Here is a 22,783-nt window from a genome sequence, read left to right as displayed (position 1 = left end):
ATATCGGGCAAGGCTTCGCGGAATGTTTCCAAAAGTAAACCGTTATTTTTCAACAAGTTAGATTCCCACCAGTTCCCATGAATTAGCGTACAATCTCCCCGTTTTTCGGGCACGAATCGGGCACAGCGGGGGTGGCATGGCCAAATTAACGGTGCGGGACATAGAAGCGGCAATTGCGGCGCAGCGTGCCAGCGGTACGAAACCTCTCAAGCTGACGGCGGACACGGGCCTGCGGCTACGTGTCTACAAGGACGGCTCCGCAAGCTGGCTGGTCCTCTATATGTTCGACGGTCAGGAGCGCCAATACCGATTACCGGAACCTTACGGGAACGGCAAGGGGTGTTGCTCCCTGGCGTCGGCTCGTGAACGAGCCACCGAAATCCGATCCAAAGCGCGGGCCGGTATCGACTATCAGATTGAATTGGCCGACGAACTGGCTGCGCGCGAGCGGCAGCGCGAAGCCGAGGCGGCCGAGCATGCCCGCCGAATGAATCGACAGACGGTGAACGCGGTTTTTGAACGCTGGGATGGCTTGGTGCTATCGACGCGCAAGGGAGCCGACGAAGTACGGCGCGGATGGAAAAAGGACGTGCTACCGAAACTCGGGCACCTGTATGCCGAGGAAGTGAAGCGTGCTGACATTATGGGCGTGCTTGATGCTGTTGTGGCTCGCGGTGCGAAGCGGCTGGCCAATCGCCTGCTGGCTGAAATGCGCCAAATGTTCGGTTTCGCCGCAGTTCGCGAAATCATCGCAGCCGACCCTACCGCTGGCATCCAGAAGAGGCATGCAGGCGGTCGCGAGGAAGAACGCGACCGCACGCTATCCGATACTGAACTGAAAGCCCTACCCGCCGCGCTCAAGGCGTCAGCCCTGATCGACACGACGAAATACGTTATCTGGCTGATCCTCGCCACCACCGCGCGCGTTGGCGAGATAGCTAAAGCGCGAAAGGCAGACATTGACCTAGACGCCGGTATCTGGCGAATCCCTGCGGAAAACGCGAAGAACGACGACGCGCACACAGTCTATCTGTCGGCGTTCGCCGTCGAGCACATGCGCACGCTAATTGAAGCATCCGACAGCGAAGAATGGCTCTTGCCGGCGCGAACGAAGGACGGCGCCGAGACACACACAGACCCGAAAGGCATCACGAAGCAGATTGCTGACCGGCAATTGAAATTCTACGAGCGGGCCGCGCACAGCAAGCGGACGAAGCACGAAAATGCTCTTGTCCTGGGTGACGAGAAGTGGACGCCACACGACTTGCGCCGCACGTCGGCCACCATGATGCAACCGCTGGGGGTTCTGCCTGCGGTTATCGAAGCGTGCCTGAATCACCGGGAGCAAAACCGCATGAAGCGCACCTATCAGCGTTACGACTACGCCGCAGAAAAGCGCGAGGCGTGGCGCCTGCTAGGTGACCGGCTGGAACTGTTGACGCGCAGCAACGATGAAAACATTGTGATACTGGAGCGGCGACAAGCCTAGCGACCAGAGCAGCCCGAGCCCGCGAAAGCGGGCTTTTTTGTATATCTGACGCGCTCCCGAAAACCCTCATGTGGAACGCGAAAACCCCCACGTGGAAAATGCGACCGTGACCAGCCAATATAAGTCATGGGATGAATTGGCAACCCATGAAAAACCAAACAGGAAGCCTAATCAATGCAAACCACACAGACCGAAAATCGCATTCTCAACATTGATGACGTGAAGGCACGCACGCGCTATTCCACAACGAGCATCTACCGACTGGCAGCCGCTGGCGAATTCCCGAAACAAATCAAACTTGGGGCGCGCAAGGTTGGCTGGCTCGCATCCGAAATCGACGCATGGATTCACGAGCGCGCCGCGGCGCGCAACCAATAAAAAAGGGAGCACCACAACTATGGCACTCCCCCAAGAAAAACAGCTTACTTGGGCCGATTTTAAAGCCCGCATGGCGATGATTCAAGCCGAGCAGCGCGCCCGCATGTTCTCCACCGCACCCGCAAACGTCCGTCGACATGTTGAGCATGAAGTCCGCCGTGGATACTCGCTGGACGAAGCTTGCGACTTGGTGCTGGAAAGGATTGTCGAAGGCCGCGCGCCCGTTGATTATGTAGCGCTCACACGGCGAATCCTGAAGGAAATCGGCTGGACCCCGAAGCGGGAGCGTGCATGAGGGAAAACGCAGCAACCGGCGCTGTCATGGTTAGCCCGTTCTTCGCTGTCCAGCACCTCGCAGCCGTGGGCGTGATGGTTCAACCGAACGGGCGTGGCGAAGCAATCGGCACCGTGGCGAATGTGCGTGAAGTGCTCGAAAAGCACCGTCGCTTCGCTGGCCACTTTTGGCGCGACAAATTCCACAACGAAACATTCACGACGTGGGCCGGCGGTGAGCCGCGTCGCTGGGCAGACGTGGACCGTATCTCCATCGCGGTTGTGTTGCAAGGCGAAATGGGATTGACCCGCTTCACCCCTGATTTAGTGGAGCAGGCCGTCATGGCCATTGTTCAAGAGAACCAGCGCGACGAATTGCACGATTGGCTGAAATCGCTGCGATGGGATGGCGTGTCACGCCTGGATGATTGGCTTTCGAATGCTGCAGGCGTACCGACTGACGATTACCACACCGCTGTTGCACGCAATTTCATCCTGTCGATGGTTGCGCGCGGTCTTACGCCAGGCTGCAAGGTGGACACGATGCCCGTGTTTGAAGGCAGACAGGGCAAAGGCAAATCGACGCTTTTGGCAACGCTGGGTGGCCCGTTCTACGCGGAGCTCACCGACTCCCTGGACAGCAAGGACTTTTTCGTGTCGATTCAGGGAAAGTGGCTAATCGAGATTGCGGAACTCGACGCGTTCAGAAAATCAGACGTGACGCGCATCAAACAGGTTCTTAGCTCACAGGTTGACCGATTCCGCCCCCCGTATGCAAAGCATGCCATCGACGCGCCGAGGCGCACCGTGTTCGCAGGCACGACGAATGAAAGTGACTACCTGCGAGACGCTACTGGCGCCCGCCGATTCTGGCCCGTGGCAGTCGAAGCCGTCGATATTGCGTGGCTTACGCTCAACCGCGAGCAGCTTTTTGCAGAAGCAATGGAAATCTACGAGAGCGGCGCGACGTGGTGGGAAGTCCCAGAGCAAGCGCACCGGCAACATACCGAAGATCGGCGCGATGAGGATGCGTGGGAATCGGTTATTGCCGATCACTGCATCGGCCGCACCGAAATTGCAGTGCCGGAAATACTTCGCGACGCAATCGGGCTTGAAACAGCCAAGCAAGGCAAGCCGGAACAGATGCGTGTCGCGAAGGTGCTCAAATCGCTAGGCTTCGAACGCGGGACGGTCAAACGCGCCGGAAAGGCTGTCAAGGTATGGACGAGAGACACCACGCCCGCCGAGGCTGACGCGCCGTTCTAACCCGGTTTCCACGCGGTTACCGCCATCGAGAAGGTGGCAACCGCTGAACCCATTGCGGCACAAGGCCGTTACCAAGGTTACCACTGTTACCACCTATCTAGTAAAAGACACCCCCTATGTATTTAGGAAAGAGTTGAAACGGGTGTGGTTGCCGGAAACTGCGGTAACTCTGGTAACCGGCGCTTAGATGGCGCACGATTACGCTTTACCGGATAAAAATTTTAAAAATAATTCATCATATAAATCAAATAGTTACCAATCAAATAAACATTGATGTTTACCTAAGTGAATATCACCTATCAAGTAAGCGGTGTTAAGCTTTATTCACACCCTTACTACATATAGTGAATATGAGCCGAATTGCTTACACGATTGATATTGACTCCACAAGCAAAGTGATTGCCGGTGAGGTCGAACGCTTAATCTTGCATCGCCTGTCTGGTCTCGGCCTTGCAAATGCACTGATGGATGCCGAAGCGATAGTCCTCAAAGCCGCCGTTGTGCTGGCCATTGAAGGTGCTACGCGTAACGCTGCTGCACTACCCCATTGATTTACACAGATCTTTTAATCAACGAAGGAAATAGAAACATGCTTAAAACCGATATGCATGAACTCGAAGTTATGGCAAGCAAAGTTACCAAAGATGTTGTGAGCGTTATCGAAGCGCGAATGGAAAGCTCCGATATTGCTTTTCATAGTTGCAAGGTTGGTGAAGATGAAATTCATTTCATCGAATCGATTATCGAAACCACTCTGCGGATCGGTCGCATCGCTCCACTGCCTGCCGTGCTGCCCGTTGACAATGCACCGTTCACCATCCAAGGGCCAGCGGATCATTGACAGCAAGATGGGAGCGGCATTCCGGCGCGTCGGCCTGTGGATAACTCACGGGTCCTCCCGCCGGGGGAGTGGCCGAGGGGTACAAGGCACCGCATCTTTCAAAATCTGACCCGCTTTTGAAATCCTTTTCCATGACCATAACTCGCAATGGAATCTAAATCGCTGAAAACCACTGGTGGCGTGATTTTGAGCCGTGCCGACCTGTCTGCGTATTGTGGAATTGACCCGAAAACGCTTGATGCGTGGGTGCGCGACGGCTGCCCCATCTTGCGAGAGGGTTCGCGGGGTGTCGCCGCTCAGTTCAACAGCGCCGACGTGTGGAGATGGCGCGAAGAACGGCTCCGCAGCAAGCTTGTTGCACCAGTTCAGCAAAGGCGCGAAGAACTGGAACTGCGCAAGCTTGAAGCGCAGACAGTATCAGCCGAACTGGAGATGGAGCGCGACAAAGGCGCAATTGCGCCGGTCGATGAATTCGAGCGCGCCACTGCAAAGCTGATGACGGCCATTCGGACGAACATGCTTAACGTCGTGCGCCATGCCGAATTGTCATTGCTGGGCGAGACTGACCGCACCAAGTTTGCGGCAACGCTACGCCGGCATATCACGGACGGCCTGCAATCAGCCGCCCTGGATGCCGAAAACGTGTTTGACGAAGAAGAACCTGAAACGGAGATTTGACACATGCAGTGCATCGTAACTACCCAAGGCGTATGTCGCCAACTGAACGTGACGCGCGAAAAGGTGGCCGCGTGGAAGGCTGCCGGCTGCCCTGTCCATCTGCACGGCAACCGCCGCCGGCAAGATCAATACAACCTCTTCGCGGTGTGCGATTGGCTGAAGGAAACCCGGCGCGCGCGTGATTTGGACAATATTTCCACATCGTTGCGCCGCGCTATGCAACACCTTCGCCCCGAGAAAAACCCCGCTGTGTAATCAATTCACATCCTGACGCATACTTTAATCCACTCAATACTATTAGTAGTGCTACACACTTCATGACCATCGAAGAATTGAACCAGCTTGTTGCAGAAGCGAAGGCGAACAAGCCGCAATCCCCGCAGATGGACGTCTCGGAGCTGTGCGCGACGTTCAAATGCTCGGCGCCGATCGTTACCAAGTGGGCCGAGCGCGGCGCCCCCGTCAACCTGCAAGGCAAAACGGATCTTTTCGGCCTGTTTGCATGGTTGCATGTTCATCAGGATCACCCGCACATGCTTAGCACCGACGAACGGCTGCTGGCCCTGTGGAAAATCTCTCTCAACGTCTAAAAGATCATGGCCAAGCCCAACCCACTGAACGCCCTTATCGAACGCGCCTTGACAGAGCCTGGCGCCGACGTGCGGTATGACGGCAACGGCGACGTTCGCCGGATTACACCCGTCAGGCCCATTGTTCGAAGCCTGCTCGACCTGAATGGCGACATGCTGCCGGACCTGCAGACCAAGAGCGGCATGCATTTGAAGCGTCCGCCTGTTGGTCATCCTGCTGGTCAAACGATCACGCTCGCCGCCGACATCATCAAGCGCTCACTGGTCGCACAAGCCGGTGCGGAAGTGATTATTTACGAAGACCCGACCGAGCTTAATGCGACCGGGACCGATGGCGAACCGCTCCTGGTGGAAAAGCCCACCTATTTCGTGACGGTCGAATCAGCGCCATTCACTACCGTTGCAAACGGCCTCGAAGTCGGCGTGTCATCGCTGCCAATCAGCCGCGCGAAGATTTTCGTTGACGATGGTCTGGGGCAAGGGCCGAAAACGGGCACGCTGACGTACATGGTTCGGTACGAGTTCACGCGCGCATACATGAAGTCCTACCCGGACTTTACCGACCAGATCATGCATTCATTCACGCAAGGCCTGGCTGACACCGCGGACGCGCTGTTGCTCGGCGCAATCGCCGCCGGCACACCGCAGCCAGCAGTGAACGACGTGGCGCAGCCGAATCTTCCGCTGCAAGCCTTCAGCCTGGGTGATGCCGCCGCCCACAATGTCCGCTTCGATGAACTGCGCGCCCTGATCGGCACGAACGCCGCAGGCGCTGCAGTTGGGCAAGATGGCGTGCTGCGTGCATCTGGTGTGCGTGGCGAACTGACGCCCGCCATTGCACCCACCATCGTGGGCGCTTTCAGCCGCTCGGCCATCATGATCCGTTCCACTGTGGACGTGTACGCCGAGCGCGTGAGTGTGAACCCACTGAGCGGCACGATGGCTGTAACGGCAGTGGCGGCACTCCAGCCGCTGACGCCTGACCTGTCGCGTTTCTGGACGGCTGCGTGATGGAAGGCCCGCAAAGCTACCTTAATCGCGTGCTGGCCAAGAAGGTCAGCCGCAAGGCAAAGGGCGTCGTCACGCTGCCGACGCCCGTGCGGGCCGCGCTGGAAGGCGCGAGGTGCATGTGCCGCGAGGCGACGGACAAGGGCAGCCGGACATTGGTGTCCATGCCTTCACTCGGACATTTCATCTTCGAGCAAACGCCTGACCTATCGGAGCGCATCCAGCGAGCGTGGCCTGAGCTGGACGCGGCGCAGGTCGCTCGCGTAGAGCGCGACATTAAGGGCATTGCGTTGGCTGCTATCGCACGTACGAAGCCGCCGGGGCCGCCGCGCCGTTCGTGGGCTATGGATTGGGACTATTCCCACTCGATCAATACGCGAGATTTCTGACCATGCAGCCGAACACGCTGGAAACCGCAATCGCCGCTGAAGGGCGCCGCTTCACCATCTACACCGACGCAGCCCTGCTTGCCCAGATTGAGCGGCACCGCGCGCGCATTCAGGAACAGACCGGCTTTCGCCTGTCTCTGAGCCAGGCCACAACCAGCTTGCTACGTCGTGGCCTGGAAGCTGCAAGCGGCGCGTAACACCTTACCTCCCGAGGGACCCTGTGCATCGAGGGGAGGCGCGACGGGTAAATCGCGCCGAATCGGGCGCTTTCCGTAGACCCGGGTTGCCCTGTTTGCCGAGGGGTGATGTGACGGGGAAATCACATCGACTCGGCTGCCTTCCTCTGCCTGTATGGGCGAGGGTGTTTCGCGCTGGCCCCGACGCCGGAAGTATCGGGGCATCCACACAGGGAGACTCTATGCAATGCCCGAAGTGCAACAGCGACACCAAGGTAAAAGATACGCGCGGCATTACCCGGCGGCGTGAATGCCTAGCTGCCGCGTGTCGCCACCGGTTCTACACCGAGGAACACGCTGTCTCGAAAGTCGGTATCAGATCGCGCGGCGTGCCCATGTCCGGCGCCCCCGACTCTGCCCGTCTTGCTGAACTGGAGCGCGAGAACGCGGCATTGCGCGCCAAATTGGGCGGCCTGGACAGGCAGGCGCCACGCGTGAAAGCGAGGAAACGGCAAACCGAGGAATCCACAAGACCGGCGGCGTTCTTCACGCGCGAATCGCTGGTGCCGGACTTTCACGGCGAATTGGACGCCCCGGCAGACGTGCCGGCTGATTGGATGCCTAAACTGCCGTTGGCTGCGATGGGGCGGATGCGGTGAAGGTGAAAACCGGCGTCGAGGCCACCACGACGCCGAGAACGCTACAACATGCCATTCGCACGCGAAACATAGAGCGCCGCCCGAACAAGCCAGTACAGAATTCCGAACGCACCAACAAACATACAAAACTGAAGCATCAACAATATCGGGCGCGGGAACACGCGGCTTATCTGGAAGCGGATGGCTTTCGCTGATCCATCCTTCGAGCGGACCCCCACCAAATTCGGCTGTGTGTTGTACGCCAAAAGCTGAATCTGCAGCACTTCTTTCGGGCCGAGCGATTCCAGATAGATGATATGCGCTCCATCTGGTGCAGATCGCTCCTCATAGCCCCGCTTCGGATGAAGCTGGAAGTGGTCGGGCTTCATCATATGGACAATCTCAACGCCCTCCGCTGCCTTCCTTCCCAAGTTCTGCACAGTCAAAGTTGCTGTTTGCAGAACCAGCGGATTAGGCTGGTTGGCTATCGGAACGTTGAATAAGAAGTTGTGCGGGACCCAATACCCTACTTTGGCGGCTGGCTCCAATCGTCGTTGTATCCACCAGAATATGAGGCCAACGATAGCCGTAATGACTGCGCCTATTACGCGATCCGAAAGCATTTCAGAACCAGCAGCCATGATTCCCCGCATGCGGTATTGATTGTGGCCAATGATAACGCGGACCGGAGCATGGTCGGGACAAGAAGAAGATCTACACGCGCCGCTATGGAGTCAGGCTGTAGTCGTTGCCGTCGTGCAGCAGATCCACATGCCCAAAGTTTTTTCGGGCATGTTTCGGGCACAGAAGCCAGAAATGGAAAACGGGTTACAGACTTGCATCTGTAACCCGTTGATTTCCTTGGTCGGGGCGAGAGGATTTGAACCTCCGACCACCTGCACCCCATGCAGGTACGCTACCAGGCTGCGCTACGCCCCGAGAGCTAGAAAGTATAACAGAGCGCTTCTCTAATTAGAACCACCTAAATCGCAATTCGCTACAAAGATTGCCAAGGGGTCTTCATTGGCCGAGCAGATCGATCACATGCAGCAATTCCTTGCGCAGTTGATCGACGTCGACCAGCGCCATATTGCCTTGCGCAACGCTCTCCTCACCCACCTCGCCCGGCGCCGCCTCTTCCACCACCGCGCCCGACGAATCGAGCCGGTTGCGCGCCCCATTGATCGTGAAACCCTGCTCGTAAAGCAGTTCGCGAATACGCCGGATCAGCAGCACTTCATGGTGCTGATAGTAGCGGCGGTTGCCGCGCCGCTTGACCGGTCGCAACTGCGTGAACTCCTGCTCCCAATACCGCAGCACATGGGGCTTCACACCGCACAACTCGCTCACTTCGCCGATCGTGAAGTAGCGCTTGGCGGGGATGGGGGGCAAGACGACCTTCTCGATTGTCGATGTCATCGCCGGGTTGCCGTCGTGGTGGTTGCGCAAATGTGGCGTCGCCGCCGGTCAGTGGTTTCCAGTCACGCCCGCTGCACGATCTGCTACGTGCGGCCCGTGCGAGCGTGCGCGGGTCCTCCCCGCGCATGATGTCTTGATCGGTGGATCAGCGCGAAAAGCTTGCCTCTGCGCCGCTCTCGACCAGTGCCTTGAGCTTCTGGCTCGCATGGAACGTCACCACGCGTCGCGCAGCAATGGGAATCGCCTCCCCGGTCTTGGGATTGCGGCCCGGCCGTTGCGGCTTGTCGCGCAACTGGAAATTGCCGAAGCCCGAGAGCTTCACACTGTCGCCGCCTTCGAGCGCGTCGCGAATCACTTCGAAGAACGCTTCGACCATGTCCTTGGCCTCGCGCTTGTTGAGCCCGACGTTGTCGAACAGCAGCTCGGCGAGCTCAGCTTTGGTCAGCGTGGGCGTGTCGTTCGTGGCGCTTGCCGACGAGGCAGGAATGTCGCGAATCATGGCGCTACGCTGTGCCGCAAGAAGGGCTTCGAAATCACTCGAGTTCATTTCGTTCATCTATCTATGAAATGGCGCGCTTCCGGTTGCCAGGGAAACTTGCAACCCCGCAAACCGGAAGCCAATGTCGGCAGGAGATGAGCCGTAGAGCTTATCCGCGCAACCGGGCGCCAAACACTCGAGCCAGGCGATCCACCAGGGACTTGATGGCCGCATCGACCGTTTCGTCCTGAAGGGTTCCGCCAGTATCTTGCAGGGTCACCCGGAAGGCAAGGCTTTTCTCGTCCGCGCCAAGTCCGGAAGTATTTGATTTTGCACGAAATTCATCGAACAACGCAACCCTCTGGACAATCTTGCAGGGCTCGTCTTGCAGGCCCTTCTGAAGCTCGTCGAGCAGCGCCTGCACCTCGATATTTTGATCGACGACAAGCGCGATGTCGCGTCGAACCGGCGGAAATTTCGAGACTTCCGACGGTGCGGGCAGTTCGCGCGCCATCAGCGCGTCAGCTTCGACTTCGAACAACATCGGCGCATGAGGCAGGTCATACTTCTGCATCCAGCGCGGATGCAGTTCGCCAATCCAGCCCACGGCGCGGCCATCGACTTCGATGCGCGCGCTACGACCCGGATGCAGCGCCGGGTGCTCCGCCTTCACGAAACGCGGCGCTTTTGCCGCACCCAGCGGCGCGAACAGCGCTTCGAGATCGCCCTTCACATCGAAGTAATCGACGCCGCGCGTGGGCGCGCCCCACTGCTCTTCGAGCGCGGGACCATAGGCGAGCGCACCGATCATCTTCGGCTGCGCGAAACCTTCCACCGTCATCTTGCCGGCCTTGATCGACGGATCGTGCAGGAACACTCGGCCTGCCTCGAACACGCGCACACGGTCCGCGCGGCGATTGAGGTTGTGGCGCAGCACGTTGATGAGGCTGCCGAACAGCGTCGTGCGCATGACCGAGAGCTGGCTCGCGATCGGGTTCAGCAGCTTCACGGGATTCGCGTTGCCCGCGAAATCCTGCTCCCACTCTGCATCGACGAAGCTGAAGTTGATCGTTTCGGCGTAATCGCGCGCGGCGAGCGCGTGGCGAATTGCGTGAACCGAGCGGCGCGTTTCATTCGTTGCACGCATCTCGCTGCGCGCGACGGGCGGGTTCGCAGGAATCTTCTCGAAGCCGTAAATTCGCGCGACTTCTTCGATCAGGTCTTCCTCGATTTCGATGTCGAAGCGATACGGCGGCGGCATCACGCTGAACGTGTCGTCGCCGTTCTCCACGCTACGTTCGAACGTGAGACCGAGGCGCGTGAAGATCTGTGCGATCGCGTCGCCATCGATCTTCACGCCGATGATGCGGTTCGCACGCGCGACGCGCATCTTCACCGGCGCACGCTTGGGCACGTTCACGGTCTGGTCGTCGACCGGGCCGGCTTCGCCGCCGCAAATGTCGAGGATCAATTGCGTGATGCGCTCGATGTGCTCGACAGTCGTGGACCAATCCACCCCGCGCTCGAAGCGGTGGCCCGCATCGGTCGAGAAGTTGTAGCGGCGCGAGCGGCCACGAATGCTGTCCGGCCACCAGAATGCGGCTTCGAGATAGATGTTCTTCGTGTCGAGCGAGACGGCCGTGCTGTCGCCGCCCATGATGCCCGCGAGGCTTTCGATCTCGCGCTCGTCGGCGATCACGCCCACGGTTTCATCGACTTCGACGGTATTGCCGTTGAGCAGCTTGAGCTGTTCGCCCTTCTTGCCCCAGCGCACGTCCAGCGAGCCGTGAATCTTGTCGAGATCGAACACGTGCGACGGGCGGCCCAGTTCGAGCATCACGTAGTTCGAAATATCGACGAGCGCGGAGATGCTGCGCTGGCCCGAGCGCTCGAGGCGCTCGACCATCCACGCGGGCGTCTTCGCGTGCGCGTTCACGCCGCGAATCACGCGGCCCGAGAAGCGGCCGCACAGGTCCGGCGCCGAGATCTTCACGGGCAACGTTTCGTTGAGCTTGACGTCGACCTTCGGGAACACGGGCGCTTGCAGCGGTGCGCCGGTGATCGCGGCCGTTTCGCGCGCGATGCCGTACACCGAAAGGCAATCGGCCTTGTTCGGCGTGAGCTTGATTTCGAAGATGGTGTCGTCGAGATTGAGCGTCTCGCGGATGTCCTGACCGACCGGCGTGTCTTCCGGCAGGATCATGAGGCCGCTATGGTCTTCCGAAAGCTTCAGTTCGCGCGCCGAGCACAGCATGCCCTGGCTTTCCACCCCGCGCAGCTTCGAGAGCTTGATCGCGAAGGGCTTGCCGCCCTCTTCCGCGGGCGGCAGTTCGGCGCCCACGAGCGCCACCGGCACCTTGATGCCGGGCGCCACATTGGGTGCGCCGCAGACGATCTGCAGCGTCGCGCCCGTGCCGGCGTCGACCTGCGTAACATTGAGCTTGTCCGCGTCCGGGTGCTTGACGACTTCGAGCACGCGGCCCACGACGATTTTCGCAGTAGGCGGCGCGGCCGGGCGCAGGCCTTCGACCTCGAGGCCGGCCATGGTCAGCGCATGGGCCAGTTCATCGGTCGTGAGCTTCGGATCGACAAAGCTTCTCAGCCAGGATTCGGGGAATAGCATTTCGTTTTACGTTCCAGACAGATTGAGACCGTCGCGTAGCGTTTTCTCGCGCACTGCCCTAAAGGCTTGGGGTGCTGCGTGCGCTTCGCGAACTGCGGATGCCGTGCGTGCCGTACGTTGGCCTTCGGGCTTAAGCGAACTGGCGCAAGAAGCGCAGGTCGCCTTCGAAGAACAGACGCAGATCCTGCACGCCGTAACGCAGCATCGTGAGGCGTTCGAGGCCGCTGCCGAACGCAAAGCCGATATAGCGCTCCGGGTCGAGGCCCATGTTGCGGATCACGGTCGGATGCACCTGGCCCGAGCCCGAGATTTCGAGCCACTTGCCGGCGTTCTTGCCCTGCTCGAACATCATGTCGATTTCGGCGGACGGCTCCGTGAACGGGAAGTACGACGGGCGGAAACGCACCTGAATGTCGTCGCGCTCGAAGAACTTCTTAAGGAAGTCCGTATAGACGCCCTTGAGGTCCGCGAAGCTGATGTTCTCTTCGATCCACAGGCCTTCGACCTGGTTGAACATCGGCGAATGGGTGGCGTCACTGTCCACGCGATAGGTGCGTCCCGGCACGATCACCTTGATCGGCGGTGTGTGCGTGCGCGCGTAGCGCACCTGCATCGGGCTCGTGTGCGTGCGCAACAGCAGCGGGCGGCCTTCGGCATCCTTGCCGTCCACGTAGAACGTGTCCTGCATCGAACGCGCCGGATGGTTTTCCGGACTGTTGAGCGAGGTGAAGTTGTACCAGTCGGTTTCGATCTCGGGGCCGTCGGCCACGTCGAAGCCGATCGAGCCGAAGATCTGCTCGACGCGCTCCCATGTCTGCATCACCGGATGCAGGCTACCCGGGCCCGCGCCACGGCCCGGCAGCGTGACGTCGATCGCCTCGGCGGCGAGACGCTGGTTCAGCAGCGCGTCGGCAAGCGCCTGGCGGCGCGCGTTGAGCGCGGCCTCGACCTGCTGCTTGACGGCGTTGATGCGCGCACCTTCGGTCTTGCGCGTTTCCGGGTCGAGCTTGCCGAGGCCCTTGAGCAGTTCGGTCAGCGCGCCCGATTTACCGAGAAAACGCGCTTTTTCATTTTCAAGCGTGTTGACGTCGGAGGCGGAGGCAAAGGCGCGTTGCGCGTCGGCGACAATCTGGTCCAGATCCATTGATCCCATCTTTTCAGCGTCAGTGTTTGAGACTTGAGCGGCGCAGGAAGCGCTTCGCCAACAAAAACGGGGCTCGGTGAGGAGCCCCGTTTTTGTTGCAGCATCACCGAGACAACCGGAGTGTCTGCTGCAACGAACCTGCGCAATACCTTGCTTAGGTATCTAACTTAAGCAGCGACGGCGGCCTTCACCTGCTTGACGATCGCAGCAAATGCAGCCTTGTCGAACACAGCCATGTCAGCCAGAACCTTGCGGTCGAGTTCGATCGAAGCCTTCTTCAGGCCGTTGATGAACACGCTGTAGGTCATGTCGTGCTGACGCACCGCCGCGTTGATACGCGTGATCCACAGTGCGCGGAACACACGCTTCTTGTTGCGGCGATCGCGGTAGGCGTACTGGCCAGCGCGCATGACCGCCTGCTTGGCGATGCGATAGACGTTATTGCGACGGCCGCGGTAACCCTTGGCCAGCTTGATGATCTTCTTGTGACGGGCCCGTGCGGTAACCCCACGTTTGACTCGAGGCATGAGTAGCTCCTATGAGTTGTCGGTTGAGGATTACGCGAACGGCATCATTGCGCGAACGGACTTCACATCAGACTCGTGAACGGCCGTTGCACCACGCAGGTGACGCTTATTCTTGGTGGTCTTCTTGGTCAGGATGTGACGCTTGAAGGCTTGACCGCGCTTGACGGTACCACCCGGACGAACCACGAAGCGCTTTGCAGCGCTCTTCTTGGTCTTCATCTTGGGCATGACAAAAACTCCATTTATTTGATGGACATGGGTGTGCGGCTGGCTCCCACGCTCGCGCGCTTCGCCCTCAAACCGCCCTTCGAAACCCACTCCACTTGTTTTGGCAGCTGGCTGGCTCAAAAAAGACAAGCTTGCCGCCGCTTTCAGGAAAAACGCCCGTTTGCCGCACATTGACGTGCGGCGTGCGGGCGCCGTTCCGGAACCTGCTTGCTGTTTTCCGCGCTAACCGCGTGGAAAACGTCTGACAAAAACTGTCGTGACCGCCGCGCATACACCAACGCGCGGCGCGCCAATTACTTCTTCTTCTTGGGCGAGAGCACCATGATCATCTGGCGCCCTTCCATCTTCGGCATCTGCTCGACCTGACCGACTTCTTCGAGGTCGGTGCGCAGACGTTCGAGCATGCGCATGCCGATTTCCTGGTGAGCCATTTCGCGGCCCCGGAAACGCAACGTAATCTTCGTCTTGTCGCCGTCGTCGAGGAAGCGGATGAGATTGCGCAGCTTGACGTTGTAATCGCCGTCGTCGGTACCCGGGCGGAATTTGACTTCCTTGACCTGGATAACCTTCTGCTTGAGCTTGGCCTCGTGCTGCTTCTTCGATTCCTGGTACTTGAACTTGCCGTAATCCATCAGGCGGCACACGGGAGGCACCGCCTGCGGGGCAATTTCAACCAGATCGACGTCTTGCTGTTCCGACATGCGGAACGCATCGGCCAGCTTTACGATGCCGAGCGGCTCGTTCTCGATTCCGACGAGACGCACCTCGGGTGCAGTGATTTCACCGTTGATGCGATGCGACTTATCCGTAGCGATGTTACGTTTCCTCTAAAAATTAAAAAAACGAGCCGCGCTGCCAGGTGGCTTACTTGAACGTCTTGACGTCTTGCGCCAGACGCTCAGCGAACGCGCCGACAGGCATGACACCCAGATCGACGCCGCCACGGGCACGCACGGCTACCGTTTGTGCTTCACGCTCTTTGTCGCCTACAACCAGCAGGTACGGGACCTTCTCAAGCGTGTGCTCGCGTATTTTATAGCTAATTTTCTCGTTGCGCAAATCGGCCTGCACTCTAACCCCTTGTTTTTGCAACGATTGGGTCAGATTTGCCGCGTATTCGGCCTGACTTTCGGCGATATTCATCACAACTGCCTGCACAGGAGCGAGCCAGGACGGCATTGCCCCCGCATGGTGCTCGATCAAAATCCCGAGGAAACGCTCCATCGAACCGAGAATTGCACGGTGCAGCATGATCGGGCGGCGGCGGCTGTTGTCCTCGGACACGTACTCGGCGCCAAGGCGCTCCGGCAGCACCATGTCGAGCTGCAGCGTGCCGCACTGCCACGAGCGGCCAAGCGCATCCTTGATGTGATACTCAACCTTCGGGCCGTAGAACGCGCCCTCGCCCGGCAACTCTTCCCACTGCAGGCCGCAAGCCGTGAGCGCCTCGCGCAGACCCTGCTCGGCGCGATCCCACGTCTCATCCGTCCCCGCGCGCGAATCGGGGCGCAGCGAGAGCTTGATATCGATGTGATCGAACCCGAAATCCTTGTAGACGCTCATCGCCAGCGTGTTGAAGGCGATCGACTCGCTGATGATCTGGTCTTCCGTGCAAAAGATATGCGCGTCGTCCTGGACGAAGCCGCGCACGCGCATCAGACCGTGGAGCGCACCCGACGCCTCATTGCGGTGGCACGAGCCGAATTCCGCGTAGCGCAGCGGCAGGTCGCGGTACGAGCGCAGGCCGTGGTTGAACACCTGGACATGGCCCGGGCAGTTCATCGGCTTGATGGCGTAGTCGCGCTTCTCCGACTCCGTCGTAAACATGTTTTCACGATAGTTCTGCCAATGGCCCGACGCTTCCCAGAGCGAGCGATCCATGATCTGCGGCGTCTTGATCTCGTCGTAGCCGGCCTCGCGCAGGCGGCCGCGCATGTACTGCTCGACCTGCTGCCAGAGCGTCCAGCCCTTCGGGTGCCAGAACACCATGCCCGGCGACTCGTCCTGCATGTGGAACAGGTCGAGCTGCTTGCCGAGCTTGCGGTGGTCGCGCTTCTCCGCCTCTTCAAGCATGTGCAGGTACTGGTCCTGGTCTTCCTTCTTCGTCCACGCCGTGCCGTAGATGCGCTGCAGTTGCTCGTTCTTCGCATCGCCGCGCCAGTACGCGCCCGCGACCTTCATGAGCTTGAAGACCTTGAGCTTGCCCGTGGACGGCACGTGCGGGCCGCGGCACAAATCCGTGAAGCCGCCGTGCGCGTAGAGCTTGATGTCTTCGGAGCCCGGAATCGATTCGATGATCTCAGCCTTGTACTTCTCGCCGATGCTCTTGAAGTAATCGACCGCCTCGCCGCGCGAGACGACACGGCGCGTGACCGGCTCGTCCTTCTTCGCGAGCTCCTGCATGCGCTTTTCGATCTTCTCCAGATCTTCAGGCGTGAAGGGACGGCTATAGGCGAAGTCGTAGTAGAAGCCGTTGTCGATGACCGGCCCGATCGTGACCTGCGCCTCCGGGTAGAGCTCCTTCACCGCGTAGGCGAGCAAGTGCGCCGTCGAGTGACGGATGATGTCGAGGCCGTCGGCGTCCTTCTCCGTGACGATGGCAAGCGATGCGTCGCGATCGATCAGCGTCGACGTGTCGACCAGCTCGCCGTCGAGCTTGCCGCCGAGCGCCGCCTTGGCGAGGCCGGGGCCAATCGAAGCCGCCACTTCTGCGACCGTGACGGGATGATCGTACTGTCGAACCGAACCATCGGGCAGACGTATCGCAACCATATTTTTCTCCAGAAGTGCCGTGGAGGCACATCGTATCGTTCGTGGAAGATTGCCGGCAAAGCAACCCGCGAAAACTTCGCGGCGAAAAAAAATGCGGCCCCGCTTTCGAGGGGCCGCATTCACTTTTCAAACCAGATTGCAGGGCGAAAGAGATCCTCGACTATCAGCGTCGCTCCGAAGTGGTTTCGGTAAACGTTCGCGGTGTCATAACCGTATTCGCCTTAGGCGCTCATTCAGCGCTTTTACTGCATGCGAAGCCCCGATATGCACTACCCGTATCGCGACTTCGATTTCGTTGGTAGGCTCGATTGGACTCGAACCAACGACCCCCACCATGTCAAGGTGGTGCTCTAACCAGCTGAGCTACGAGCCTGAAGAAGCAAGATTGTATGTTGCCTGCGCGGGCTTGGCAAGTATTTTTTGCGGCGGAGCACAAAAGCCACCAGGAGCTGCCAGGATCCTGGCCCCGCCCCCGCACTCAGTGCTTGCGCGCCGCCCTGAGCACGCCGCCCACCTCGCCCAGCAGCACGCACGCGCGCTGGATCTGCGCTGAATTCGACACCTCGACCGTGAACTGCATGTATGCGGCGTTGCGTCGCGATTGCGTCTTCACGCCGATCACGTTCATCTTCTCGCGCGCGAACACTTCCGAGATATCGCGCAGCAGGCCCTGGCGGTCGGTAGCCTCGATCAGGATATCGACCGGATATACCGATTGGCCACGCCCGCCCATCACGTCGGCGGACCAGGTGGTGTGCAGCACGCGCTCAGGGGCCCGGCCGGCCATGCGCAGGAAGGTCGGACAATCGCTGCGGTGAATCGACATGCCCTTGCCGCGCGTGACGAAGCCGCAGATATCGTCGGGCGGCGCCGGCCGGCAGCAGCGCGCAAGCTGCGTGAGCAGCGCGTCAACGCCCACCACGAGCACGCCCGACGAACCGCCGTGCGTCACGTTCGCGCCGCTCGCGCGCTTGGTGATCTGCTCGGGCGTCTCGTCCTCGGGTTCGGCGGCGGGCGCATCGTGCAGCGCCTGCTCGACGTGACGCAAGCTGAACTCTTCCTTTCCGACCACGCTGAAGAGCTCGTCGGGCGACTTGAAGCCAAGCTTGGCCGCGAGCTGATCGAGATTCACGGACGTGCGCCCCTCGCGCTGCAGCGTCTTTTCCACCATCGCGCGGCCGTTGGCTATGTTCTCCTGAGCCTCGATGGCGTTGAACCACACGCGCACCTTCTGCCGGGCGCGCGTGCTGTGCAGATAGCCGAGCTGCGGGTTGAGCCAGTCGCGCGACGGGCCGCCCTCTTTCACCGCGACGATCTCGACGGTCTGGCCGTTCTGCAACTGCGTGTTGAGCGGCACCATCGCACCGTCCACGCGCGCGCCGCGGCAGCGATGGCCGAGCTCGCTATGCAGGTGGTACGCGAAGTCGAGCGGCGTCGCGCCCTGCGGCAAGGCAATCACGCGCGCCTGCGGCGTGAGTACGTAGATGTGATCGTCGTCGAGCGTCGCGTGGCGCAGTTGCTCCCACGGCTGAGGGCCGTCGGCCACGTCGTCCTTCCATGCCAGCAATTGACGCAGCCAGGCAATCTTCTCGTCGTACGCGCTGGCCGCGCTGAACTGCCCGCCATAGCCCTTCGAGCCGGCCTCCTTGTAGCGCCAATGCGCCGCCACGCCATATTCCGCGAACTGATGCATCTCCTGGGTGCGGATCTGCACTTCGAACGCGCGGCCATCGTCGCCGATCACGACCGTATGCAGCGAACGATAGCCGTTGGGCTTGGGCCGCGAGATGTAGTCGTCGAACTCCTTCGGCACCGGCTGCCAAAGATTGTGCACGATGCCGAGCACCGTATAGCAATCCTTGATATCGCGCACGATCACGCGAAACGCGCGCACGTCATAGAGCTCGGAGAAGTCGATCTCCTTGCCGCGCATCTTCTTCCAGATGCTGTAGATATGCTTGGGCCGGCCGCTCACTTCGGCATCGATTTGCGCGGCGGCAAGCTCGTGCTGCAGCCGTGCGATAGCCTCGGCCACATAGCTCTCGCGCTCCACGCGCTTTTCGTCGAGCAGCTTCGCAATGCGCTTGTAGGTCGCCGGCTCCTCGAAGCGGAACGCGAGATCTTCAAGCTCCCACTTCAATTGCCAGATGCCCAGCCGGTTCGCGAGCGGCGCGTAGATTTCGAGCGTTTCGCGCGCAATCTCTGGGGCAGGCGTGACCTTCGCCGCCGCGTAGTAACGCAGCGACTGCACGCGCGACGCGAGCCGGATCAGCACCACGCGGATGTCTTGCGCGAACGCCAGCAGCATCTTGCGCAACGACTCCACCTGAGCCCGGCGCGCGGCCTGAGCGTCGCGGCTTTCACGGCCGGCTTCGGATGCTGCGTTCTGCGCCGCCGTGCGCAGGCTCACGGTGCCCAGGCGCAACAGCTTGCGCACGTCGAACACGAGCTTGACGACCTCGCCGCCAAAGCGCGCCTCGATCGTGCGCTCCGGATCGTCGAGATGCGGCGCGATATTGAAGAGCGCCGCCGCCAGCACCGCGGGAGGGTCGACGTTCAGGCGGCTCATGATGGAAGCCGTGCCTTGCGCATGCTCGACAAGCGGCTCGCCCGTAGAAAGGCGCGCGTCGCCAGCGTGTTCGCGCACGAACGCGAGCGTGTCGTCGAGCGACGGCAACGCGGCGCGGGAGGAGGCTTCGGCGGAAACGGGAGGTACGGTGTCGCTGCTCATGAGACGGCGCCCGCCGGCGTACCGGACGGGCTGCAAACTACGATGAAACGATTCAGGCCAACAGTTGCGCAACAAGCATGTCAAGCACGCTCAAGCATGCCCGGTCACGCTCAGTCGCGCTGCGCAGCCACCACGACGATTTCGACGAGGCATTCCGGATTGGCGAGCTTCGCCTCGACGGTTGCGCGCGGCGGCGTGGCGCCCTGCGCCACCCACTTGTCCCACTCGGCATTCATGCCCGGGAAGTCCTTCATGTCAGCGATATAGATCTGCACCGAGAGCAGCAGCGACTTGTCGCTGTTCGCTTCGCCCAGCAGACGGTCGATGTGGCCGAGCACCTCGCGCATCTGCCCGCCGATGTCCTGGTTAGTGTCCTCGGCGATCTGACCCGCGAGATAAACCGTGCCGTTGTGAATCGCGGTTTCCGAAAGACGCGGGCCGACGTGGTGACGAATGACTGCCATGAAGAGTCCTGTTGAAGTTGGGTGTTCGATACGCCCCCGGTGGGCCGGGAAATCTCGATATTATGACCCGCCGACGGACCCTCCGTCGAAGAAACGCCGCGCAATCTCGATTTGGTCGGCCGCCAGAAACGCCGGTGCATGCCCGACGCCCGCGATCTCGACACTCGACACCTGCTGACCGGTTTCGACCATCTTCGCCATGGTTTCGCGCGAAAGCAGATCGGAAAGCGCGCCGCGCACCGCGAGCACCGGCCCCTTGAACGCGGCGAGCGAGCGCCACAAAAACTGCTCGCCCTGCTCGTTCTGCTCGGGCGTAACACCCTTGAAGCCTTCGGAAATGCGCGGGTCATAGCGGTAACGCCACGCGCCGTCCACCTGGTGCAGCAACGGCGTATTGATCTCGCGCCACTCCTGCGCGGTAAGCGGGCCGAACGACGCCGCCAGCAGCGCTGCATTGTCGATGCCTTCCTGCAGCGAGCCGAAGCGCTCGTCGCGGCCGACGTAATCGCCAATGCGCCCGAGCGCCGCCGGCTCGATATGCGGTCCGATGTCGTTGAGCAGCATGCGGCCGATGGGCGCTTCGGGCAGCCCCGCGAGCGCCATGCCGATCAGGCCGCCCATCGAGGTGCCGAACCAGTCCACCTGTTCCACGCCCGTGCGCGCGATGAGCGTGACCATGTCCGCGACGTACTGCGCGACGCCATAGCCGCGCGGGTCGACGAGCCACGACGAAAGCCCGCGCCCTACGACGTCGGGGCAAACCACGCGATATTTTTCACACAACGCTGCAGCAAGCCTGTCGAAGTCGCGGCTCGAACGCGTCAGGCCATGCACGCACACCAATACTCTCGGATTAGCGGGATCGCCCCATTCCGTATACGCCATGCGGTGCAGCCCCGAAGGACTAAGGCACTGGACGTAATTCTGACGCGGCACGGCAGACGGTTCGGTCATCGCTCAAGTCTCGCTGGTTGCGCCGTTAGGCTGTGAGGCCATTGTAAACGGCTTTGCCGCGCGCAACCGTCGCGCGCGCCCACGCTCGCGGTACCTTCAGGCCTGGCGGGCACGCTGGCGTCCCATGTGGGGCGGCGGGTTCGCCGTCCTCACACCGGCGATCCGGCGTATGCCATTCAGCCGAGGTTTCAAACCCGCGCGGTCGCGCAAGAATGGACCCATCCCCAATCAGCCCGCAAACGCAAAACGGGCGGGACCGAAGTCCCGCCCGTCTCAATCATGCCGCAGCCGTCGACTACTGCATTGCCGCAATCAGCTCACCGCGCTCACATCGAGCGGCGCGCCGGTCTTGGCCTTGATCTCGTCCACCGTCACGCCCGGCGCGAGTTCGGTCACCTTCAGGCCCGCATCGGTCACTTCAATCACGCCAAGGTCGGTGATGATCAGATCGATCACGCCCACGCCCGTGAGCGGCAGCGTGCACGCCTCGAGAATCTTGTGCTGGTCGCCCTTGGCCACATGCTCCATCAGCACGACCACGCGGCCCACTCCCGCGACGAGGTCCATCGCGCCGCCCATGCCCTTGATCATCTTGCCGGGGATCATCCAGTTGGCCAGGTCGCCCTTCTCGCTCACCTGCATCGCGCCGAGGATCGCGAGGTTGATATGGCCGCCGCGAATCATCGCGAACGAGTCCGCCGACGAGAAGATCGACGAACCCGGCAGTGTCGTGACCGTCTGCTTGCCGGCGTTGATCATGTCGGCATCCACTTCCTCCTCGGTCGGAAACGGGCCGATGCCGAGCAGGCCGTTTTCCGATTGCAGCCACACTTCCATGCCCGGCGGCACGTGGTTGGCCACCAGCGTCGGCAGACCGATGCCGAGATTCACATAAAAGCCGTCCTGCAGTTCCTTCGCCGCGCGGGCGGCCATTTCATCACGATTCCATGCCATGGTCGGTCTCCTTTCTCACTTGCCCGCAGGGTTAGATGCAGCGCGCACGGTGCGTTGTTCGATGCGTTTTTCGGGGTGCGCATTGAGCACGATGCGCTGCACGAAGATGCCCGGCGTATGGATGTTGTCCGGATCGAGTTCGCCGTTCTCGACGATCTCCTCCACTTCCGCCACGGTGATCTTGCCCGCCATCGCGCACATCGGGTTGAAGTTGCGCGCCGTGCGCCGATAGATCAGGTTGCCCGACTTGTCGGCCTTCCAGGCCTTCACGAGCGCCACGTCGGCCGTGAGCGAATGCTCGAGCACGTAGTGCTTGTCGCCGAACTGGCGCGTTTCCTTGCCTTCGGCGATGAGCGTGCCGTAGCCGGTGTTGGTGAAAAACGCCGGAATGCCCGAGCCGCCGGCGCGCAGCTTTTCGGCCAGCGTGCCCTGCGGCGTGAATTCGAGCTCGAGTTCGCCCGAAAGGTACTGGCGCTCGAATTCCTTGTTCTCGCCCACGTAGGACGAGATCATTTTCTTGATCTGGCGCGTTTCCAGCAGCAGGCCGAGGCCGAAGCCGTCGACGCCCGCGTTATTGCTGATGCAGGTGATGCCCTTCACGCCCGAATCGCGCAGCGCGCCAATCAGTGCCTCGGGAATGCCGCACAGCCCGAAACCGCCTACCGCGAACGTCTGCCCGTCCTTGACGATGCCTTCGAGCGCGGCAGCCGCGCTTTTATAGACCTTGTTCATCAGTGTGTCCCTTCCTCGTATGGAAATACGT

General features: G+C 60.6%; 27 protein-coding genes and 2 tRNA genes. 13 read left to right on the top strand and 16 right to left on the bottom strand.

From position 1 onward, the window contains the following. Positions 1–136: 136 nt before the first annotated feature. The 13 genes from NH14_RS24715 (at position 137) to NH14_RS24655 (ending at position 7,747) form a co-directional block, all read left to right on the top strand. Positions 137–1,489: a tyrosine-type recombinase/integrase gene (locus NH14_RS24715; protein ID WP_052148357.1), complete on the top strand. Its 1,353-nt coding sequence runs from the start codon at positions 137–139 to the stop codon at positions 1,487–1,489. Between the two features lie 174 nt (positions 1,490–1,663). After that, positions 1,664–1,867 (top strand): helix-turn-helix transcriptional regulator, encoded by a 204-nt coding sequence (locus NH14_RS24710; protein WP_035530962.1) that lies wholly within the window; start codon positions 1,664–1,666, stop codon positions 1,865–1,867. A 19-nt stretch (positions 1,868–1,886) separates the two neighbouring features. Continuing rightward, positions 1,887–2,162: a hypothetical protein gene (locus NH14_RS24705; protein WP_035530961.1), complete on the top strand. Its 276-nt coding sequence runs from the start codon at positions 1,887–1,889 to the stop codon at positions 2,160–2,162. Further along, a complete protein-coding gene (locus NH14_RS24700; protein WP_084225806.1) occupies positions 2,159–3,406 on the top strand; it encodes a virulence-associated E family protein in 1,248 nt (415 codons plus the stop codon). The genes NH14_RS24705 and NH14_RS24700 overlap by 4 nt, the downstream gene beginning before the upstream one ends. Before the next feature lie 350 nt (positions 3,407–3,756). Then, the gene (locus NH14_RS24695) at positions 3,757–3,957 is read left to right on the top strand and encodes a hypothetical protein (RefSeq protein WP_152617244.1); all 201 of its coding nucleotides are present in this window, start codon (positions 3,757–3,759) and stop codon (positions 3,955–3,957) included. 38 nt (positions 3,958–3,995) lie between these two features. Beyond that, positions 3,996–4,247: a hypothetical protein gene (locus NH14_RS24690; protein ID WP_035530959.1), complete on the top strand. Its 252-nt coding sequence runs from the start codon at positions 3,996–3,998 to the stop codon at positions 4,245–4,247. 147 nt (positions 4,248–4,394) lie between these two features. Further along, a complete protein-coding gene (locus NH14_RS24685) occupies positions 4,395–4,925 on the top strand; it encodes a terminase small subunit (protein WP_084225805.1) in 531 nt (176 codons plus the stop codon). Positions 4,926–4,928: 3 nt separating this feature from the next. Further along, positions 4,929–5,180 (top strand): hypothetical protein, encoded by a 252-nt coding sequence (locus NH14_RS24680; protein WP_035530955.1) that lies wholly within the window; start codon positions 4,929–4,931, stop codon positions 5,178–5,180. A 62-nt stretch (positions 5,181–5,242) separates the two neighbouring features. Next, positions 5,243–5,515 (top strand): hypothetical protein, encoded by a 273-nt coding sequence (locus NH14_RS24675; protein ID WP_035530953.1) that lies wholly within the window; start codon positions 5,243–5,245, stop codon positions 5,513–5,515. 6 nt (positions 5,516–5,521) lie between these two features. Continuing rightward, positions 5,522–6,526: a hypothetical protein gene (locus NH14_RS24670; RefSeq protein ID WP_035530951.1), complete on the top strand. Its 1,005-nt coding sequence runs from the start codon at positions 5,522–5,524 to the stop codon at positions 6,524–6,526. Further along, complete coding sequence (locus NH14_RS24665; RefSeq protein WP_035530950.1) at positions 6,526–6,912, top strand: hypothetical protein; 387 nt, start codon at positions 6,526–6,528, stop codon at positions 6,910–6,912. Before NH14_RS24670 ends, NH14_RS24665 begins: the two co-directional genes overlap by 1 nt. Positions 6,913–6,914: 2 nt before the next feature. Next, complete coding sequence (locus tag NH14_RS24660) at positions 6,915–7,109, top strand: hypothetical protein (protein ID WP_035530948.1); 195 nt, start codon at positions 6,915–6,917, stop codon at positions 7,107–7,109. 221 nt (positions 7,110–7,330) lie between these two features. Further along, positions 7,331–7,747, top strand: a complete 417-nt coding sequence (locus tag NH14_RS24655; protein ID WP_152617243.1) for an NrdR family transcriptional regulator — start codon at positions 7,331–7,333, stop codon at positions 7,745–7,747. Positions 7,748–7,788: 41 nt separating this feature from the next. Here NH14_RS24655 and NH14_RS24650 read toward each other — a convergent pair whose 3' ends face one another. The 16 genes from NH14_RS24650 to NH14_RS24575 form a co-directional block, all read right to left on the bottom strand. Further along, entirely contained in the window at positions 7,789–8,367 is a 579-nt protein-coding gene (locus NH14_RS24650; protein ID WP_035531158.1) for a hypothetical protein, read from the bottom strand. A gap of 221 nt (positions 8,368–8,588) precedes the next feature. Then, positions 8,589–8,665 (bottom strand) — tRNA-Pro (locus tag NH14_RS24645). Positions 8,666–8,746: 81 nt separating this feature from the next. Then, on the bottom strand, positions 8,747–9,145 hold the full coding sequence (locus tag NH14_RS24640) for a MerR family transcriptional regulator (protein WP_035531156.1): 399 nt from the start codon (positions 9,143–9,145) through the stop codon (positions 8,747–8,749). Positions 9,146–9,290: 145 nt separating this feature from the next. Then, the gene (locus NH14_RS24635) at positions 9,291–9,701 is read right to left on the bottom strand and encodes an integration host factor subunit alpha (RefSeq protein WP_035530944.1); all 411 of its coding nucleotides are present in this window, start codon (positions 9,699–9,701) and stop codon (positions 9,291–9,293) included. A 91-nt stretch (positions 9,702–9,792) separates the two neighbouring features. Then, positions 9,793–12,246: a phenylalanine--tRNA ligase subunit beta gene (pheT, locus tag NH14_RS24630; RefSeq protein ID WP_035530942.1), complete on the bottom strand. Its 2,454-nt coding sequence runs from the start codon at positions 12,244–12,246 to the stop codon at positions 9,793–9,795. 130 nt (positions 12,247–12,376) lie between these two features. Next, positions 12,377–13,390: a phenylalanine--tRNA ligase subunit alpha gene (gene pheS, locus NH14_RS24625; protein ID WP_035530940.1), complete on the bottom strand. Its 1,014-nt coding sequence runs from the start codon at positions 13,388–13,390 to the stop codon at positions 12,377–12,379. Between the two features lie 167 nt (positions 13,391–13,557). Then, positions 13,558–13,917: a 50S ribosomal protein L20 gene (gene rplT, locus NH14_RS24620; protein WP_007585475.1), complete on the bottom strand. Its 360-nt coding sequence runs from the start codon at positions 13,915–13,917 to the stop codon at positions 13,558–13,560. 30 nt (positions 13,918–13,947) lie between these two features. Further along, positions 13,948–14,145, bottom strand: coding sequence for a 50S ribosomal protein L35 (rpmI, locus tag NH14_RS24615; protein WP_035530936.1), 198 nt, complete (start codon positions 14,143–14,145; stop codon positions 13,948–13,950). Between the two features lie 293 nt (positions 14,146–14,438). Further along, positions 14,439–14,960 carry a translation initiation factor IF-3 gene (gene infC / locus NH14_RS24610; protein ID WP_083245567.1) on the bottom strand — a complete coding sequence of 174 codons (522 nt, stop codon included), beginning with the start codon at positions 14,958–14,960 and terminating at the stop codon, positions 14,439–14,441. A gap of 49 nt (positions 14,961–15,009) precedes the next feature. Further along, positions 15,010–16,917 carry a threonine--tRNA ligase gene (thrS, locus tag NH14_RS24605; protein ID WP_035530934.1) on the bottom strand — a complete coding sequence of 636 codons (1,908 nt, stop codon included), beginning with the start codon at positions 16,915–16,917 and terminating at the stop codon, positions 15,010–15,012. Positions 16,918–17,213: 296 nt separating this feature from the next. Then, positions 17,214–17,290 (bottom strand) — tRNA-Val (locus NH14_RS24600). A gap of 105 nt (positions 17,291–17,395) precedes the next feature. Further along, a complete protein-coding gene (locus NH14_RS24595) occupies positions 17,396–19,648 on the bottom strand; it encodes a RelA/SpoT family protein (RefSeq protein ID WP_035530933.1) in 2,253 nt (750 codons plus the stop codon). A 110-nt stretch (positions 19,649–19,758) separates the two neighbouring features. Beyond that, positions 19,759–20,112: a RidA family protein gene (locus NH14_RS24590; RefSeq protein ID WP_035530931.1), complete on the bottom strand. Its 354-nt coding sequence runs from the start codon at positions 20,110–20,112 to the stop codon at positions 19,759–19,761. A 60-nt stretch (positions 20,113–20,172) separates the two neighbouring features. After that, positions 20,173–21,066, bottom strand: a complete 894-nt coding sequence (locus NH14_RS24585) for an alpha/beta fold hydrolase (RefSeq protein ID WP_035530929.1) — start codon at positions 21,064–21,066, stop codon at positions 20,173–20,175. Positions 21,067–21,378: 312 nt separating this feature from the next. Further along, positions 21,379–22,020: a CoA transferase subunit B gene (locus tag NH14_RS24580; protein ID WP_035530927.1), complete on the bottom strand. Its 642-nt coding sequence runs from the start codon at positions 22,018–22,020 to the stop codon at positions 21,379–21,381. Positions 22,021–22,035: 15 nt separating this feature from the next. Then, on the bottom strand, positions 22,036–22,752 hold the full coding sequence (locus NH14_RS24575; protein ID WP_035530926.1) for a CoA transferase subunit A: 717 nt from the start codon (positions 22,750–22,752) through the stop codon (positions 22,036–22,038). Between the last annotated feature and the right edge of the window lie 31 nt (positions 22,753–22,783).

The sequence above is a fragment of the Paraburkholderia sacchari genome (assembly GCF_000785435.2).
Classification (GTDB): domain Bacteria; phylum Pseudomonadota; class Gammaproteobacteria; order Burkholderiales; family Burkholderiaceae; genus Paraburkholderia; species Paraburkholderia sacchari.
The sequence above is the reverse complement of the archived record's forward strand: the minus strand, read 5'-3'. Positions and strand labels throughout refer to the sequence as shown.